This is a genomic window from Mycolicibacterium sp. P4_G11 (assembly GCF_056555145.1).
The window spans coordinates 394,602-411,208 of record NZ_JBFUJW010000002.1; the positions used below are offsets into that span (position 1 = coordinate 394,602).

Consider the following 16,607-nt stretch of genomic DNA (forward strand, 5'->3'; position numbering starts at 1 on the left):
GTAGACCAGCGCGGGCGAGCAATCTCATCGCGCGGCGCGTTACATTGCGGTCGTGCCCCATTCCTCCGCCGGCCGCTTCGCGCCCAGCCCGTCCGCCGATCTGCACATCGGCAACGTGCGCACTGCGGTGTTGGCGTGGTTGTTCGCGCGATCGACGGGTCGGCGGTTCCTGGTCCGGGTGGAGGACCTGGATGACCGCACGTTCCCCGAGGTGGCACAGCGGCAACTGGACGATCTAGCGGCCGTCGGACTGACGTGGGACGAGCTCCCCGAGTACCAGGCCTCGCACGAGGCCCGCTACCTCGCCGTCGTCGACGAGCTGACGGAACGCGGCTTGACCTTCGAATGTTTCTGCAGCCGAAAGGACATCCTGCAGGCGCCGCGGGCACCGCATGCCCCCGAAGGCGCGTACCCGGGCACCTGCCGCGATCTCAGCGACGACGAACGCGCCCAGCGCCGCGCCGCAGGCCGACCACCGGCCATCCGATTGCGTTCGGACACAGACGAATACACCGTCACCGATCTGCTGCACGGCTCGTACACCGGCGTGGTCGACGATTTCGTGCTGCGCCGCGGCGACAACGTACCGGCCTACAACCTGGCCGTCGTGGTCGACGACGCCGCCCAGGGCATCGACCAGGTGGTACGCGGCGACGATCTGCTGCCATCGTCCCCGCGGCAGGCGTATCTGGCTGCGCTGCTGGGGTATTCGCAGCCCGTCTACGCGCACGTCCCTTTGGTACTCAACGCCGACGGTAAGAGGCTGGCCAAACGCGATGGCGCGGTGACGGTTTCGGAAATCGGCGCGGAATCCGCGTTGGCACAGATCGCGGCGTCGCTGGGCTACACCGCGACGACTCTCGACGGCATGCTGGCCGAGTTCGATCCAAGCCAACTACCGCGCGACGCGTGGATTTTCCAGCCCTAGTTGGTTGACGGTGTTGGTGGTGGTTCGAATGGTTGGTACCACCACCATTGGGCGCGTTCCCCGGTGGGGCCTGGGCACGGCGGCACATCGGGCGGCGGTGTGGTGGGTGGCCGGGCCAGTGATCGGTTGCTCAAGGGCCGTCCGGCTGCGTCGCTGACGACGAGTCGGTCGGCGGGCCCGGTGATGGTGATGCCACCTCGGTGGTGCAACCGGTGATGGTAGGGACACACCAGCACCAGGTTGTGCATTTCGGTGACGCCGCCGTCCTCCCAATGAATGACGTGGTGGGCATGCAAGCCGCGGGTGGCTCCGCAGCCGGGAACCACACAGCAGCGGTCGCGATGCTCCAAGGCCCGGCGCAGCCGGCGGCTGATGGTGCGGGTGCTGCGTCCGGCGCCGATCGGCTGCCCGTGCTTCTCGAGCCACACCTCGCATGTCGCATCGCACAACAACAGTCGACGTTCCTCGTCGGTGAGCACCGACCCCACATGCAGAGCGGCCGAGCGCTGTTCGAGGTCCACATGCACCACGACGGTGGTGTGCTGCCCGTGCGGCCGGCGTGCGACGTCGGTGTCCCAGCCGGCTTCGACCAGGCTCATGAACCCGTCCACCTGGTTCGGGAACGGCGGCGCCGCCTCCGACACTGCCCCGTCGGCTTCCCCGGCGTCCGCGTGGTCGCGTTTCCAGTCCGCGACCAACGCATCCTGGTGCGAGGCCAGCGCGGCATCGAACTTCGCCGCTTCCAGCTTCGGCAACCGGATCGTGTACGTCGTCGACCCGTCATCGTGGGTGGTCTTCTTGATCGACCGCTCGGGTTCGGGCTTCGACTCCGACTCGGGCTCCGGGCGCGGCTCGAGCTTCACGGCCTTACGCAGCTGGGTGACGGTGGCACTTTCGGCGAACTGGGCATAGTGCTCATCAGAACCGTCCGCCGCGTGTTCGGCGACCACCCCGACCTGATCCAACGACAACCGACCCTCGCGCATCGCCTCAGCGCACCGCGGGAACTCCTCGATGCGGTGCGCGACCGCCACCAGGACCTCCGCATTACGCGGCGACACACCCGTTTTCCACGCCACCAGTGACGTGAGCGACCGGGCTCCGGTGGCGCCCCACAACCCATCACGGTCGATCTCGGCCGCAATCTCCACCAGCCGCGCGTCGATCGCGTTGCGCTGCCCGGTCAGCTCACCGATCTCATCGAAGAACGCATCGATACGCTCACACGGCGATGCCTCAACATCGAAAGCCGTTGCAGCGGTGGACATGACACCATCAAAGCAGAAGGGTACGACAATTTTGGACCCCAAAATTTGCCGGGCAAAAAGCTCGGAGCTCGGCACAGCCAGGCGCCTAAACCCGCCGCGGCACTCCGAAGACCTTGGCCAGCAGGAACCCTCGCACTGATGCGGGGATATTCGTCATCAGCGCCGCCTGAAGCTTGGGTCCCAATCCGACGATGTACCGCGCCTTGGGCCGCCGAGCGGTGAGCGCTTCCTCCACCACCGCAACGACTTTCGCCGGGTCGACCGCCATCTTCTGCGACAGCGGCACCATCTTCTTCATGCCGGCGATGTGCCCGCTGTACAGGGCGCGGTGCGCGGGCGAGGTCGCTGCCTCCAACTCGACGACCATGTCGTCGGCCTTGCGCCACATGTCCGTATCGGTCTGCGCGGGTTCCACGACCACCACAGGAACGTCCCAGGGCCGCAGTTCGATTCGCAGTGCTTCGGCGCCCGCCTCCAACGCGAACTTCGACGCTGCGTAGGCACCCAGCATCGGCGACGACAGCTGGCCGTTGACACTGGAGATGAACACCACCCGGCCGCGGGACTCCCGCAATTTGGGCAGCACCGCCGCGGTCACGGCGAACTGACCAACCACGTTGACGTCCAACTGTTTCCGCCAGTCCGCGGGCGTCAGCGTCTCCACAGGACCGGCGACCACGATGCCCGCGTTGTTCACCACCGCGTCCAGCCGGTCCGGCAGGGCCGCCGCCAGTGCTTCGACGTCATCGTCGGAAGTGACGTCGAGGATCACGGCCGAGATCCGCTGCGGGGCCAGCGCCACGACAGCGGCGGCGTCCGACTTGGAGCGCACCCCGGCGATGACGTCCCATCCGGTCGCGGCGAGGTGCTGGGTGATGGCCAGCCCGATGCCACGTCCGGCACCGGTGACGAGAACTGAAGGCATACGCGCGAGGGTAGCCGGGATCAGACGGAGACCGGCAGCGTGGCCAGGCCCCGCAGGGTCAGGTTGGGCTTGTAGACGGGCTCACCCGCCAACTGCGCGTGCGGGAATCGGGCCGCCAGCGCCGACAGCGCGACAGTCGCCTCCAGCCGGGCCAACGGCGCACCGAGACAGAAGTGCGGACCTTTACCGAAGGCGAGATGCTTGATCACCCCGCGGTCCGGGTCGAATTCGCCGGGCCGGTCGTACATGCGCGGATCGCGTTGCGCGGCAGCCAGCAGCAGCATCATGATGTCGCCCTTCGGCACCTCGACGTCGCCGATCTGAATGTCCTCGACGGCGACGCGGCTGGTCAGCTGCACCGGAGGATCGAAACGCAGCGTCTCCTCGACGATCGCCGACGCCCGCGAGGAATCCGCCGCCAACGCCGCCCAGTGCTGCGGGTGCCGCAGCATGGCCAGCGCCGCGTTGGCGATCAGGTTCACCGTCGTCTCGTGCCCGGCGATCAGCAGCAGATTGCAGGTCGCCACGATCTCTTCGGAGGTCAGCTGGTCGCCGTCCTCTTCGGCGGCGATCAGCGCCGAGATCAGGTCCTCCCCGGGCGAGCTACGCCGTTCCTCGATGAGGTCGCGCAGATACCCACGCAGCCAGAGACCGGCCTCCATCAGGTCGGCGGTGTCGTCGGCCGTCTCGTCGTTCACCGCAACGAAGGGGTCCAGCCCGCCCGCCAGTAGCGCCGACGCCCGGCTGAACAGTGGCTCGTCCGCCATCGGTACCCCGAGCAGCCGGCATATCACCGCGACCGGCAGCGGATAAGCCAAGTCGGCCACCACATCGATCGTGCCCGTCGCGCCCTCGAGCAGCCCGTCCACCATCGTCACGATGTCGGCCTCGAGTGCCTTGATCACCTTCGGCGCGAACGCCTTCTGCGCCAGCCCGCGCAGCCGGGTGTGATCCGGCGGATCGAGGAACAGGAAGCCCGGTTCGCCGAACGGCCGGGCCTGCCGCTGGCCGGCGGCGATCTGCTTCTGCGACACCGTCGACTTCAACCGGTCGTTGGCCGAAGCCGGGTGCCGCAGCACCTCGTCGCAGTCGGCGAAGCCCGGAAACACCACGAGATTCGCGTCGGGCATCGCCAGCGGGCCGCAGTCCAGGAATCGTTCGTACAGCGGGTACGGGTCCGCCCGATTGCCCGGATCCATCAACCCGAGGAGCAGTGTTTGCGGGTCGATCACTCCGGGTGCACCAGTCATCCCGCCATTGTCCACGAGTCCGCGTCGGTGCAGGTGGCTCGCTATTTGGTGCCGTAATAGCGGCCCAGCACGTGGTCCCGCAGCTCGTCGAATTCCCCCGCACCGATCGCGGCGCGAATCTGGTCGATGAGCCGGATGATGAACCGCTCGTTGTGGATCGTGCCCAGCGTGGACGCCAGAATCTCCTTGGCCTTGAACAGATGGTGCAGATACGCGCGGGTGTAGTTGGCGCAGGTATAGCAATCACATTCGGCGTCAATGGGATTGAAGTCGCGTTTGAACCGGGCGTTGGTGACGTTGAAGCGGCCGGTCGCCGAGTACATCGCGGCGTTTCGGGCAACCCGCGACGGCGACACGCAGTCGAAGGTGTCGGCACCGGCCTCGATGGCGGCGAACAGATCGTCGGGCTCACTGATGCCGAGCAGATGCCGGGGCTTGTCGTCGGGCAGTTCGTCGGTGACCCAGCCGACGATCGTCGCCAGATTCTGCTTCTCCAGGGCGCCACCGATGCCGTAGCCGTCGAAGCCATGCCCGTCCTCGTCGACAATCCCGACGAGCCCCTTGGTGGCCTGCCGGCGCAGGTCCTCGTACTGCGCCCCCTGCACCACGCCGAACAGCGCCTGAGCCGGTTTGCCCGCGCGTTCGATGCTCAAGCGACGGTGTTCGGCCAGGCAACGCACCGCCCACCGGTGGGTGCGTTCCACCGAACGTTCTTGGTAGGCACGGGTATTCACCAGGGTGGTCAGCTCGTCGAAGGCGAAGATGATGTCCGCGCCCAGTTGGTGCTGAATGCCGATCGACACCTCAGGCGTGAAGCGATGCTTGTCGCCATTGAGGTGCGAGCGGAACGTCACCCCGTCCTCGTCGACGTGCGCCAGTCGTTCCTTGCCTTCGGCGATGATGTCGTCGGCCTGCAGACGGGCCGTGTCCATGGCCAGCACTTTCTTGAAACCCACGCCGAGTGACATCACCTGAAAGCCGCCGCTGTCGGTGAACGTCGGACCGGGCCAGTTCATGAAGGCGCCGAGACCACCTGCCTCGTCCACCACATCGGGACCGGGCTGCAGGTACAGATGGTAGGCGTTGGCCAGAAGAGCCTGCGCCCCAAGTTCTTTCATGGTCTCCGGCAGGACGCCCTTGACCGTGGCCGCGGTGCCGACGGCAATGAATGCCGGGGTCTGGATATCACCGTGCGGGGTGTGGATCACCCCGGCACGGCCACGCCGGCCCGGCAGCTGTGCGGTGACCTCGAAGAACTGCTGATTCACCGCTGTATTCAATCAATTCCCCGGCCCGACACCCGAATGCCGGCTAACGACGCGGAAACAAACAGGTCAGGACGGTTATAGGGATTTTCTGTGAATACCATGAACAGTCGCTTGGCGAACCCCATAATGCACTGGATGACCCGCCGTTCGGGACGGTTCGCATTACAAAGGAGCACAAGTTATGAAACGTGGTTTGGTTGTCGCGGTCGCAGGTGCCGCGGTTCTGGCCGCCGGCCTGACCGGCTGTTCCAAGGATGACAAGAAGTCGACCGGTTCCTCGGCCACCGCTTCGGCTTCGGCTTCATCGGCCGCTGGCAACTCCAGTGCAGGCTCCGGCACCGCGAAGGTCAGCATCGACGGCAAGGCCCAGGACGTCCAGGGCCAGATCGGCTGCACCACGGCAGCCGGCAACGTGGTCATCGCCATCGGCAACGCTTCGGGCGGCCTGGGCGTCACCCTGACCGACGCCGACCCGCCGGTCGTCAAGACCGTCGGCCTGGGCAGCGTCGGCGGCGTCACCCTCGGCTACACCGACGGTGTCCCGGGCGGCGAAGCCAAGGCCACCAAGGACGGCAAGACCTACAAGATCAGCGGCACCGCAACCGGTGTCGACATGGCCAACCCGATGGAGCCCACCAAGAAGCCCTTCGAGATCGAGGTGACCTGCCCCTAGCAGGTACCCGCACAGCACGGGTGGTGTTCCGGTTCGCCGGAACACCACCCGTTCTGCGTTCCGGGGGGAAGTTGCAAATTCCCGTCTAAAGCCCTGGTCCCGGGAGTAGCGTCCGGTTCACGCCTAGTCGGGGGAGCGTCGATGTCAGTCCAGATATGGCCGACCACCAGTCCTGCCGTGCGCGGAGTGCCGCGCGTCTTCCTGTTGGTCGCGCTGTGCTGCGCGCTGCTGATGAGTCCGGCCACCAACATCACGTCGAGCTTCGTCGTCGGCCTGATGAACACCGTGATCGGCATCGGCGGACGCGGCGACCCCACATCGGCCAACATCCCGGCCAAGCTCAATCACACCGTGGTGCCGTCCGGCTACACCTACCTGCCGATCAACTACCCGGCGTCCATCCAGCTGTCGACGAGCACCACCGTCTCCGGGCCGAAGGTGTACAACGCCATCACCTCTCGACCCGGTGAGCAGTTGATCGTGGCGGGCTATTCGGAAGGCAGTCTGGGCGCCGAGTGGGCCAAACGCCGGCTACTGGCCAACGGCACCGGCCCCGCGCCGTCACAGCTGTCGTTCGTGATGATCGGCTCGCCCTTCGCCGGCAACGGCGGCATCTTCGAACGCTTCCCGGGCATCAACGTGCCGTTCATCGTCAACAACCAGGGCCCGGCCGCGCCATCGCCATACGACACCACGTTCTACACCCGGGAATACGACCCGTACGCCGATTTCCCGGCCTACTTCAACCCACTCTCGTTGGCCAACAGCCTGCTCGGCGTCATGTACGCCCACCCGGACGCGTACTACGACTCGTACATCCCGGGCACCACGCCCGCGATCATCACGGTCGTGCCCGACAACGGTGCGGGCGGGACGGACACCTACGTCTTCATCAACAATCCCGACCTGCCGCTGTTGGTGCCCCTGCGCATCGGCGCCGGCGCCATCGGGTTGACGCCGTTGGTCAAACCGCTGCTGGACGCCGTCGAGCCGCTGCTGCGGGTGCTGGTCGACATGGGATACACCGACCGCGAGAACCTGAATCCGGCGAAGAAGACGCCGTTCTCGTTGTTCACTCCCCTGTCGAAGATCATCGAGACGATCAACGCGATTCCCGGCGCGCTGCAGGAAGGCGCCAACAACTTCGTCACCGATATCCAGTCCCAACTACACCTGCCGGGCCTGGCCGCCACACCGGCGAGCTCGCCGCCGGTCACGCCGCTGGACGTCTCCGCCAAGAAGCCGGCGGCCCTGGCGCCGGTGGCAGCGACGGCCGAGGACAAGCCGACGGCGAACACGAAGGCCGACGAGAAGACAGACACCAAGACGGACACGAAGACCGACGAGAAGACGGATCTGAAGACCGACGTGAAGGCCGACTTGAAGGCCGACGTCAAGACGGAGCAGCCGCAGTCCCCCGTCTCGACACCGAACACCGACACCGACCAGAAGCCCGCCACTTCGGATGAGCCACAGGTGAAATCACCCAAGCCGCAGGCAGATTCGGATACTCCGCCGGTCAAGTCCACCAAGCCGAAGACCGACCCCGACGCACCGCCGGTGAAACCGACCAAGCCGAAGAAAACGAAGAACACGTCGAAGAAGGACGCCGACGACCCGAAGCCGGCGACATCATCCGACAACGATGGCAAGGACACACCGAAGACGAGTCCGAAGGGCGGCGGGTCCAAGGCTGCCGCGCGCTCGGAGAAGTCGGCGGCGGCCTGACGCAGTGCCCGAAATCGACGGTGCGAACAGATCGCGATCCCCCGCCAACCGCGATCTGCCCGCACGTTCGGCGGCGCTGATCTGACTCTCAGCAACCGCCAAGGAAACACTTTACATACCATTGGTCTTGAATTACGATTTCCGCAGTGCTTGCGGCGCTGCCGCAGGTAGATCACGTCGCGAGAGGCGCAAGGCGTGAGCCCTACATTGGTCAGGGAGTACCGACCGTGGTCACGGTCGAGGCCTTTTCGCGCGTAGTCTCGTCGATCTACGATTCCGCAGTCCAGCCCGAGCAGTGGACCGCGACCATGGCCGAGCTCCAAGCCATGTTCGGCGCGACCGGCGGGGCGGCTCTGGTGTTGGCGGACAGTGTGAGCCGGGCGCCCCAGAGCGTCACCATCCCGACCGACGCCCTGACCGAGTATGCGGACTACTACCGCCACATCGACTACATCCTCGAGGCCGTCGAGAACGGGCCTGTAGGGCTGGTACACGGCAGCCAAGAACTCACCGCGCTGCAGCCGAACGCCGAGTTCCACATGGACTGGATGCGGCCGCACCGCCTCGAAGACGGGCTGTTCGTCCGGCTGACGGACGGGCCCGAACCCGCGACCTGGCTGGTGGCCACCGAGAAGCGTGACGAACCGTTCGACACCACCGAACGTGTTCAACTGGCCGAGGCGCTGGTTCCGCATTTCCAGCGCGCGATGCGCATCCAGCACGACCTCAGTGAGGCCACCCACCAGATCCGCAACATCTCGTCGGCGATGGACAACGTCACCCGCATCGGGATGGCCGTGGTGGACTGCTTGCTGTCGGTGCGTTACCTGAACACGGCAGCGGAGAACATCGTCCGCCGCCACGACGGTTTGACCATTCGTGACGGATCGTTCGAATTCGCGCATCCGCCCGCTGACGCCGCTCTGCGGCTCGGCATCAACGCCGCACTCGGACAGACCGGGGCGGTCGTGCGCGGCACCACCTCGCTGCTGTGCCCGCGGCCATCCGGCCTGCGGCCCTACGTGATTCACGTCCTGCCGTTCCAGCACGTGACGGCTCCACTGGCCGAATCCCGGGCCCTGGTGCTCATCCTGGATCCCGAGCGGCACCCGCAACCGGACGTCGAGATGCTGCGCCGCCTGTACGGGCTGACGACGGCCGAGGCTGCGGTGGCCATCAGGCTGATACAGGGCGACGGGATCAAGCCGATCGCCGAGAGCATGTGCCTGTCCGCCGGCACCGTCAGAACCCACGTCCAGCACATCTTCGACAAGACGGGCACCCACCGGCAGGCCGAGCTGGTCCGCACGCTGCTGGCCATATCGCTGTAGTGCCCCAGCCAAATACGCCGATCAGCTGATGTACTCCCGGGCCCGATGCCGGATCGTCATGGCAAGGACAAGGAGGTCCCCCATGCTCAACACCACCACGGGATCGAACCAGTGAGCGCCACGGTCGAACGCTGCGAGGTCTGCATCGTCGGTGCGGGTATCGCCGGGCTGAATGCCCTCTTCACGACGTCCCAGTACCTGTCGTCGGGCCAGCGCGTCATCCTGCTGGACCGGCGGCACCGAGTGGGCGGCATGTGGGTCGACACCTACGACTACGTGCGGCTGCATCAGCCGCACCCGTTCTTCACCGCCGGGAACATCGGCTGGACGCTGGACGCCGAGCCGTCCCATCTGGCCACCAAGCACGAGGTGCTGGCTCATTTCGACCATTGCCTCGACGTGCTGCGGCAGCGCATCACGGTCGACGAATTCTATGGCTGGACACTGCAATCCGATTCCGAGGTCGATGGCGTCGTCCGGGTGCAGTGCGTGTCGGACGACGGGCGCAGCCTGGTGGTCGAGGCCAAGCGCCTGATCAAGGCCATCGCCTCCGACGTCGAACCGAACGATCCGCTGCCGGTGTCCAGCACCACCGTCCATTCGGTGTCGCCGAACTACTGCGACATGCGCAGTGGTTCCATCGACGACAGCGACGCTCCGGTATGGGTGATCGGCAGCGGCAAGACCGCGATGGACACCGCATACGCGCTGATCTCTCGCCACCCCGGACGCGAGGTGAATCTGCTGGCCGGCTCGGGAACCTACTTCGCGCACCGCGACCGACTGTTCCCCACCGGCGCCCAAAGATGGTGGAGTGGAACGACATTCAACGCCGTCGCCAACGACGTGACCCAGCTGTTCGACGGCACCAACGAGGACGAGGTGAGCCGCCGCTGGCTCGAGAGGTACGCCATCTGGCTGACGCCCGGCACCGACAACTTCCTGCTCGGCCTGCTGTCGACGGCCGAGAGAGACGCCATCGCGGCCGGCTTGAACGACGTCGTGATGGACCATTTCGTGGATGCCGTCGATCGCGACGGACGCACCGAGATTCAGCTGCGCAGTGGCGGGGTCCGGCAGATCGACCCGGAGAGCTGGATCGTCAACTGCACCGGATATCTGCTCAAGCACCCACAACCGTATGAGCCCTACACCTCGCCGAGCGGCCGGGTGCTGTCGCTGAACGGCCGAGCGGCGACCCTGCACCTGACGACGTTCATGGGCTACTTCCTGCCCCATCTGATGTTCACCGACCAGCTCACCGAGGTACCGCTCTACGAGCTCGACATGATCGAGTTGCGCCGCAAGTGCAACAAGGTTTTCCCCCACACCGTGATGACGCTGGCCGTACACAACCTGGGTCTCATGTCAGATACCCTGCCCCTCAGCATTTTTCGTGACTGCGGCGTGGACATCGCGCGCTGGTATCCGCTGCCCCGCCAGGCCGTCGGGCTGGCCCAGTTCCTGGCCACCCACCGGCGCCGACGCCCCCACCTGCAACGCACCCTGGACACCGTCGCGCAACGCTTCGACGTCCACTGCGCTCCGCTGCGCCAACTGCAGCGCACCTGACCACTACTCACGACGGACTGAATCACGGGCAGCTTCAACGTTTCTTGCAGCCTCACAGCGTTGGTGAAGTAGAAGGTCGGCACCGCACCGCCGCTGTGCATCACCCGGCGAGAGCTAGAGCCCACTTAGTGTCATCACGCCTTGTTCACGACGTCATCCGGTGCTGCGGAAGGACCACCGATCAGTGCGGACAGTTTGTAGAGCTGCTCGATATCTTCGTCACTCAAGCCGATTTCGCGCAGAATCTCCCAGTTGTGCTCGCCCTGCAAGGCGGGCACCTGCGGTACAAGCGCACCGTCATGTGCGCTGAAATGCCATGGTGGGCCAGGGATCGTGATGTCTCCGCCCTGGCGATCCGACACGCTGCGAGTCGCTCCCCAACTCTGCGCCCAGTCAGTCTTGGCGAAATCCTTGATCTCGCGCACGGTGCCCGTCGCCAGCTTTGCCTCGTCGAATTGAGCATCAAGCGATGCCATGTCCGCGAAGGTCAGGATCCACTTCTGCACGATGTTGTGGAGGGCCACCAGGTTCTGCTTGCGCAGCGTGGGTGTCAAAAAGCGCGGATCCTCGGCTAGATCTGGCCGGCGCATCACCTTCAGGTAGAAACCGAAGGTACCCGTACCGACCAGCGACATCGGGACGACGAATGGCGTCCCATCGGGGCTGCTGAAAAATGGCGTCTGCGTCGCTCCCAGAACGGGTGGCTCGTCGCCAAGGTCGACCTCGGACAGATCGTAGTGAACCCGTTCGTTCATCGACAGGATCACCGACGCCATCGCGATGTCGACGTATTGCCCTTCGCCGGTGACGTTGCGGTGGTTGAGCGCTGCGAGCACAGCGATCGCGGCGTGCAGGCCGGAGTAAACGTCGGCATGTGAGAGGGCATCTGTTTGACGCTGCTCCTCCCCCACACCGAACTGACGGTGGGTGTTGATGGTGAAGCCGGCTTCTGCCTGAATCGTTGGGGCATAGGCCATGCGGTTGCGCCAGGACCCCTTCTGGCCGTAACCGCTGATCGAGGCGTACACCACGCCCGGGTTGCGCGCTGCGATCGTCTCGTAGTCCAATCCGAACGATCCCAAGGTGCCCGGTCGAAAATTCTCGACGATGACGTCAGCTGTCTCGCACAGTTTCAGGACGACCGGGCGCGCCTCCGGAACGTTCAAATCGATACTGAGATTGCGCTTTCCGGAATTCTGCTGGGCGTAGTAGCCGCTGACCGCACCGAATACCGGCTGTGCCAAGCGCGACACGTCGCCCGTCGGAGGTTCGACCTTGACGACCTCTGCACCCAGATCGACCAAGTGCTTGGCACAATGCGGCCCAGCCAGAACCCGCGAAAAGTCGATGACGCGAACCCCTTCGAGCGGCAGTGCCATCACTTACCCTCGAATCGCGCTGCGCCTGGCCCGTTTTGGAACAGCGACGTGAGCCCTTCTTTCAGATCGGCTGACGCCCAAAGGTCCTTTTGTAGTTCCCGCATGGCCTCATCGGCAGCGTGCACGCCCTGGTTGACCGCCACGTCGACGATGCGCTTGGTGGAGGCGTGAGCGACCGTCGGCCCATGCGCGAGCTCCTGGGCCAGAACATTGGTCGCATCGGCCAGCTGTTCGTCGGGAACCACCCGGTTGATCACATTCCAGCGTTCCAGCGTTCGCGCGTCGTAGCGGCGTCCCAGCAGTGCCATCTCCTTGGCTCGCGTGGCGCCGGCGCGCTGAGTGACCCGCTGGATGGCGCCCATCAACGGATTCATCCCGATCGTCGCCTCAACGGAGCCGATCTTGGCCGACTCCGCGGCGATGATCAGGTCGCAGGCCAGCGCGATCTCCAGACCGCCGCCGACGCAGACCCCGTGCACCGACGCTATGACCGGAAGGGGCAGCTCTTCGAAGGCCCGCAGGAGCTCCGTGACGTCTTCGTCGGGGGCGACGCCGTCTTGTGCAGTCGCGAACAAGCTCACATCGGCACCGGCGCAGAAGTGCCGCAGCGCGCTTCGCAGCACTACGGCGCGGGCCCCCTGCGCCTGCGCCCACCGGATTCCTTCAACGAGGCCCTCCATCAGCGCGAGGCCCAGGAAATTGTGCGGGCGGTGCTGCATGATCAGGTGCGCGACCTGTCCGTCCATCTCGTAGCACACGGCACGGGTGTCCTCGAAGGGCAGCGTTTCAGTGGGGTTAGCAGCCGGAGGGGTATGTAGTTGCGACCTGTCGCTCATGATCGGTCTCCCATTCGCTTGGGTGTGACGCGGTGGCGGTGACCGCCTGGCAGCCCCAACCGCTTGAAGTCGCGTCCAGTAGAAGTTCAGTACTTCAACAACTTTCGGCTGACTATGGTGCGCTGTTCGCCGCTGACGCAGCGTTTTCGCGCAACATCATTGCGCCGATCGCTGAGAACTGCAGGGTCCAGAGATTGCCGTGATACGGGTACTTCTCCGTCATGGCGGAGACCAGTGCGTCGGCATCTGCCGCGACCTCATATGCGGCCGCGAAATCCTTGATGTACGAACGGGTCTGCGCAATCATCCGCTCAGTCGCGTAGTCGTCCCCGTCGGGCCGGCGGTGTCCGGCGACGATCATCCGAGGCTTGAGGCTCTCCACGACGTCGACTGTTTCGAGCCAGTCCTGCCATTCTGCCGGCGTAGCCAATCCGAGCATCGCGTGGATTTCGTTGTAGACGGAGTCGCCGGCCACCACAACATCGATTTCGGGGATGTGGACGATGGTCGTGGGATGGATGTCAGCCTGCTTGACCTCGATGACGTTCAGCGGCGAACCGTCGACGAATAGCGTGTGGCCGTCCATCGGTTCGGGCACCGGTCCAGCCGTCACACACGCGTCGCCGAACATCATCTTCCACTGCTCGGTCTGCATGTCCATGGTGTCCCTGATCGCCTCGATGACATGCGGCAGCGCAACACATTTCGCGTCCGGAAACCGCTCCAGGAGCGGACCGAATCCAAGGTAGTGATCCTGGTGGGCGTGGGTGATGTAGATCGTCGTGAGTTTCTTGCCGGTGCGCTCGATGAGGTCTCCGAGGTCACGGACGTCATCTTTGAGGTACAGCGCGTCGATCAGAACCGCCTCGGTGGCTCCGGTCACCAAGGTCGCGGTCGTTGGCGAGAAGGTGCCCGTCGGCACCCCCGGTACCTCGACCACGGGGATGTTCGGCCAGCGACCGACGAAAACAGTCGCACGGATCGACGGAGCGTCCGTCGACGATCCCGTAGGAATACGGGCGGGCGAAGTGGTTGCAGTCTCCACGGAGTACCTCCAAATATTGTGGGGCGGTCAATCGGCGCATCTGTGGCCGTACACGTTGCACTGCGGCGACAAACCCACGTTATGAACCAACGTCTTCTCTGGCATAGAACAGCTACGCCCGTCAGTGGTACAGATGCGCCACGGTGGCCGGCCGCGTCCTTCTTCTAACCTCGAGTGAATCCGTGTGCTTCTCGGTAGTCGCCGGGTGACAAGGACAAATGCCGTCGGAATTCTCGGCCTAGGTGGCTTGCATCGCAGAATCCCCAGCGGTGCGCGATCGTAGCGATCGAGAGGTTCGTGTGCACGAGGTCGTCTCTCGCGGCGGCTAAGCGGTGCTTTCGGACGACCGCTCCGACGGTGTCGCCGGTTGCTTCGAATGCGCGGTGCACGGTTCTGGGTGCAACGTTGTGTGCGGCCGCGAGATCCTGGACCCTGACGGCACCTCCCGAGAGGTGATTCATGATCCACTTCTCCAGCTGTCGCCGGAGCAGCGGCAAGAGCTCGCGCTCGCCCGTGTCGGGGAGCTCACTTGCCCGAAGCATCCCTGCGATCAAGGTGAGTAGTGCGTTGCGCGCGGTCTCGGTCTCTACCGATGACATGCGACCGAAGTGGCTGTCGATACCAACCAGGAGGTCCTGCAGGATCTTGGCCAGCGGATTCTCCGCTGTGTCCATGAGTAGGCAATCGGGTACGCGGCCACCCGTATCGAACGAGGCGAGCGCCGTCATGGGCACTCGGATGGATCGTTTCGTCAGGCGGTCGGGGATGACAAAGGTCCCCGTTGCCCGAGTACTTGTGATCACCACCGCCCCGGGTCGGAGCACAACGGTCTGACCCGCGAGTTCGATGATCTGTTTCCCTGCGGAGGCTGTGAGTACCAGCAAGGCGTCATCGTCGCGACGCGCCAGATTGTTGCCTCGAACCGCCTCCACCGAGGGGCACTCCCAATCGGTGATGAGGAGATCGCCGAGGTCGCGGATCCTGGAAGAGCCAAAGCTCCCGACCCACTCCGTCTTGCGCCGCAGTTCCATACTGGCAAGGCGGTCACGAACGGCCGCCCGCCAGTGAAAGTCATGCTCTTCCAGTGCCGCGCGGTCGGGACGGGCCAAGGTTGCTTGAGCTGGCGTCATTGCCTGCCTCCTGCCGGGGTTGCTCTCCACTACAAGCACGGCCAGTCCGCGCCGGCCGGCTGGCAACTCCGCCTCCACCGAGCTGCTCATGCTGTAGTTTCCTCGCCTATATCTGCCATTACTTGTCCCAAGACGACAAGGATCTGTCTGTGCGCGACAGCAAGGTGCCCATTCGGGCGTCAGCTTTGCGAGGGTTTGCCGCTCTCGTCGATGAGTTGGGCGGCTCGGGCCCCGAACTTCTCGCTGCCAGCGGCTTGGATGAAACGCAAATCGCTGGGCGCGACGCGTTCCTCAGCCTCGGGGTAGTCGAGCGTCTCCTCGAAGATGCGGCCGCACAGTTGTCGGTCCCAGACTTCGGATTGCGCATGGCGGCCCAGCAGGACCTGGACTTCATGGGCCCGGTCGCGATCGCGATCGGGAATTCGCGAACGATGGGGGAAGCTCTCGAGTGCGCGAAACGCTACCTGTTCGTTCACAGCCCTGCCTTGTCCCTCGAACCGATAGTCGATCCGTTGGGCAATCCGGAGGTGATCGGGCTTCGCTACCAGCTGGGCACAGCCGCCCAGGGCGTCGACTACGGCGTCGCGATCGTCCATCGCATCCTGTTTCTGATCAACGGTGCCGAGTCGTACGGGCTGCGATCTGTGCAACTTCCACATTCACCCCTGGCGCCCGAAGCTGTCTACAGAGATTTCTTTGCCGCGCAGGTCACGTTCGACAGCACGAAGGCCGTTCTACGGGTACCCCGCCAAATGCTCTTGGCCCCGGTCAGCGGAGGCAACGACCTGCTTCGCGACATGGCGATCGACTACCTGGAGACCCACTTCGGCCACAGAGGTTTACCCGTCTCCGATCTGGTGACTGAGATAGTCGCTGACCACCTTGGCTTCGGCACCCCTGATCTGTCGAAGGTCGCGCGCCTGCTGAAGCTGCACCCGCGCACGCTGCAACGGAACTTGTTCGCAGAGGGCACCTCCTTCAACAATATCGTTGATGAGGTACGCCGGGATCAAACCCTGAAATTCATTACGACAACCCATTTGTCGTTCTCGCAGATCGCGACGCGGGTGGGGATGCGTGAACAGTCGAGCTTGGCTCGCGCAGTTCGCAGATGGTTCAACACGTCACCTTCGCGGCTACGCGGCGAGACCGCAAATGGTGCGGCGCATCTGCGCGATTAGCCACCACGCGACATGGTTGGCAGGGCGATCCCACCGGGCGTCAGGATCGTTCTATTGTGGCGGACCCTGTCTCAGTAGCGTCGATATGGTCAC

Annotated in this window: 14 protein-coding genes; 6 read left to right on the top strand and 8 right to left on the bottom strand. The window is 64.8% G+C overall.

All coding sequences use genetic code 11. The annotated features are described in order from the left end of the window. The first annotated feature begins 52 nt into the window (after positions 1-52). On the top strand, positions 53-928 hold the full coding sequence (gene gluQRS / locus AC1U2B_RS05555; RefSeq protein WP_480215984.1) for a tRNA glutamyl-Q(34) synthetase GluQRS: 876 nt from the start codon (positions 53-55) through the stop codon (positions 926-928). Here gluQRS and AC1U2B_RS05560 read toward each other — a convergent pair. From AC1U2B_RS05560 to tgt, 4 genes are all read right to left on the bottom strand, one after another. Continuing rightward, positions 925-2,196: an HNH endonuclease signature motif containing protein gene (locus tag AC1U2B_RS05560; protein WP_480215985.1), complete on the bottom strand. Its 1,272-nt coding sequence runs from the start codon at positions 2,194-2,196 to the stop codon at positions 925-927. The two genes, gluQRS and AC1U2B_RS05560, sit on opposite strands and share 4 nt — an antisense overlap. Positions 2,197-2,281: 85 nt before the next feature. Beyond that, the gene (locus tag AC1U2B_RS05565; protein ID WP_480215986.1) at positions 2,282-3,121 is read right to left on the bottom strand and encodes an SDR family NAD(P)-dependent oxidoreductase; all 840 of its coding nucleotides are present in this window, start codon (positions 3,119-3,121) and stop codon (positions 2,282-2,284) included. A 20-nt stretch (positions 3,122-3,141) separates the two neighbouring features. Beyond that, positions 3,142-4,371, bottom strand: a complete 1,230-nt coding sequence (locus tag AC1U2B_RS05570) for a cytochrome P450 (RefSeq protein WP_480215987.1) — start codon at positions 4,369-4,371, stop codon at positions 3,142-3,144. Between the two features lie 41 nt (positions 4,372-4,412). After that, complete coding sequence (gene tgt, locus AC1U2B_RS05575) at positions 4,413-5,639, bottom strand: tRNA guanosine(34) transglycosylase Tgt (protein ID WP_043402852.1); 1,227 nt, start codon at positions 5,637-5,639, stop codon at positions 4,413-4,415. A gap of 181 nt (positions 5,640-5,820) precedes the next feature. Here tgt and AC1U2B_RS05580 point away from each other — a divergent pair, with 181 nt between their 5' ends. From AC1U2B_RS05580 to AC1U2B_RS05595, 4 genes are all read left to right on the top strand, one after another. After that, positions 5,821-6,312 carry a lipoprotein LpqH gene (locus AC1U2B_RS05580; protein WP_480215988.1) on the top strand — a complete coding sequence of 164 codons (492 nt, stop codon included), beginning with the start codon at positions 5,821-5,823 and terminating at the stop codon, positions 6,310-6,312. A gap of 141 nt (positions 6,313-6,453) precedes the next feature. Further along, positions 6,454-8,040 carry a PE-PPE domain-containing protein gene (locus AC1U2B_RS05585; protein ID WP_480215989.1) on the top strand — a complete coding sequence of 529 codons (1,587 nt, stop codon included), beginning with the start codon at positions 6,454-6,456 and terminating at the stop codon, positions 8,038-8,040. A gap of 227 nt (positions 8,041-8,267) precedes the next feature. Then, the gene (locus AC1U2B_RS05590; RefSeq protein ID WP_480215990.1) at positions 8,268-9,371 is read left to right on the top strand and encodes a helix-turn-helix transcriptional regulator; all 1,104 of its coding nucleotides are present in this window, start codon (positions 8,268-8,270) and stop codon (positions 9,369-9,371) included. A gap of 45 nt (positions 9,372-9,416) precedes the next feature. After that, on the top strand, positions 9,417-10,943 hold the full coding sequence (locus tag AC1U2B_RS05595; RefSeq protein ID WP_480215991.1) for an NAD(P)-binding protein: 1,527 nt from the start codon (positions 9,417-9,419) through the stop codon (positions 10,941-10,943). A gap of 134 nt (positions 10,944-11,077) precedes the next feature. Here AC1U2B_RS05595 and AC1U2B_RS05600 read toward each other — a convergent pair whose 3' ends face one another. From AC1U2B_RS05600 to AC1U2B_RS05615, 4 genes are all read right to left on the bottom strand, one after another. Then, positions 11,078-12,322 (bottom strand): CaiB/BaiF CoA transferase family protein, encoded by a 1,245-nt coding sequence (locus tag AC1U2B_RS05600; protein ID WP_480215992.1) that lies wholly within the window; start codon positions 12,320-12,322, stop codon positions 11,078-11,080. Beyond that, positions 12,322-13,158 (bottom strand): enoyl-CoA hydratase/isomerase family protein, encoded by an 837-nt coding sequence (locus tag AC1U2B_RS05605; RefSeq protein WP_480215993.1) that lies wholly within the window; start codon positions 13,156-13,158, stop codon positions 12,322-12,324. Before AC1U2B_RS05605 ends, AC1U2B_RS05600 begins: the two co-directional genes overlap by 1 nt. Before the next feature lie 112 nt (positions 13,159-13,270). After that, a complete protein-coding gene (locus AC1U2B_RS05610) occupies positions 13,271-14,203 on the bottom strand; it encodes an MBL fold metallo-hydrolase (RefSeq protein WP_480215994.1) in 933 nt (310 codons plus the stop codon). A gap of 164 nt (positions 14,204-14,367) precedes the next feature. Continuing rightward, a complete protein-coding gene (locus AC1U2B_RS05615; RefSeq protein ID WP_480215995.1) occupies positions 14,368-15,423 on the bottom strand; it encodes an AraC family transcriptional regulator in 1,056 nt (351 codons plus the stop codon). 59 nt (positions 15,424-15,482) lie between these two features. On the opposite strand from AC1U2B_RS05615, the gene AC1U2B_RS05620 reads away from it, so the two are divergent. Next, complete coding sequence (locus tag AC1U2B_RS05620) at positions 15,483-16,514, top strand: AraC family transcriptional regulator (RefSeq protein ID WP_480215996.1); 1,032 nt, start codon at positions 15,483-15,485, stop codon at positions 16,512-16,514. Positions 16,515-16,607 lie beyond the last annotated feature (93 nt).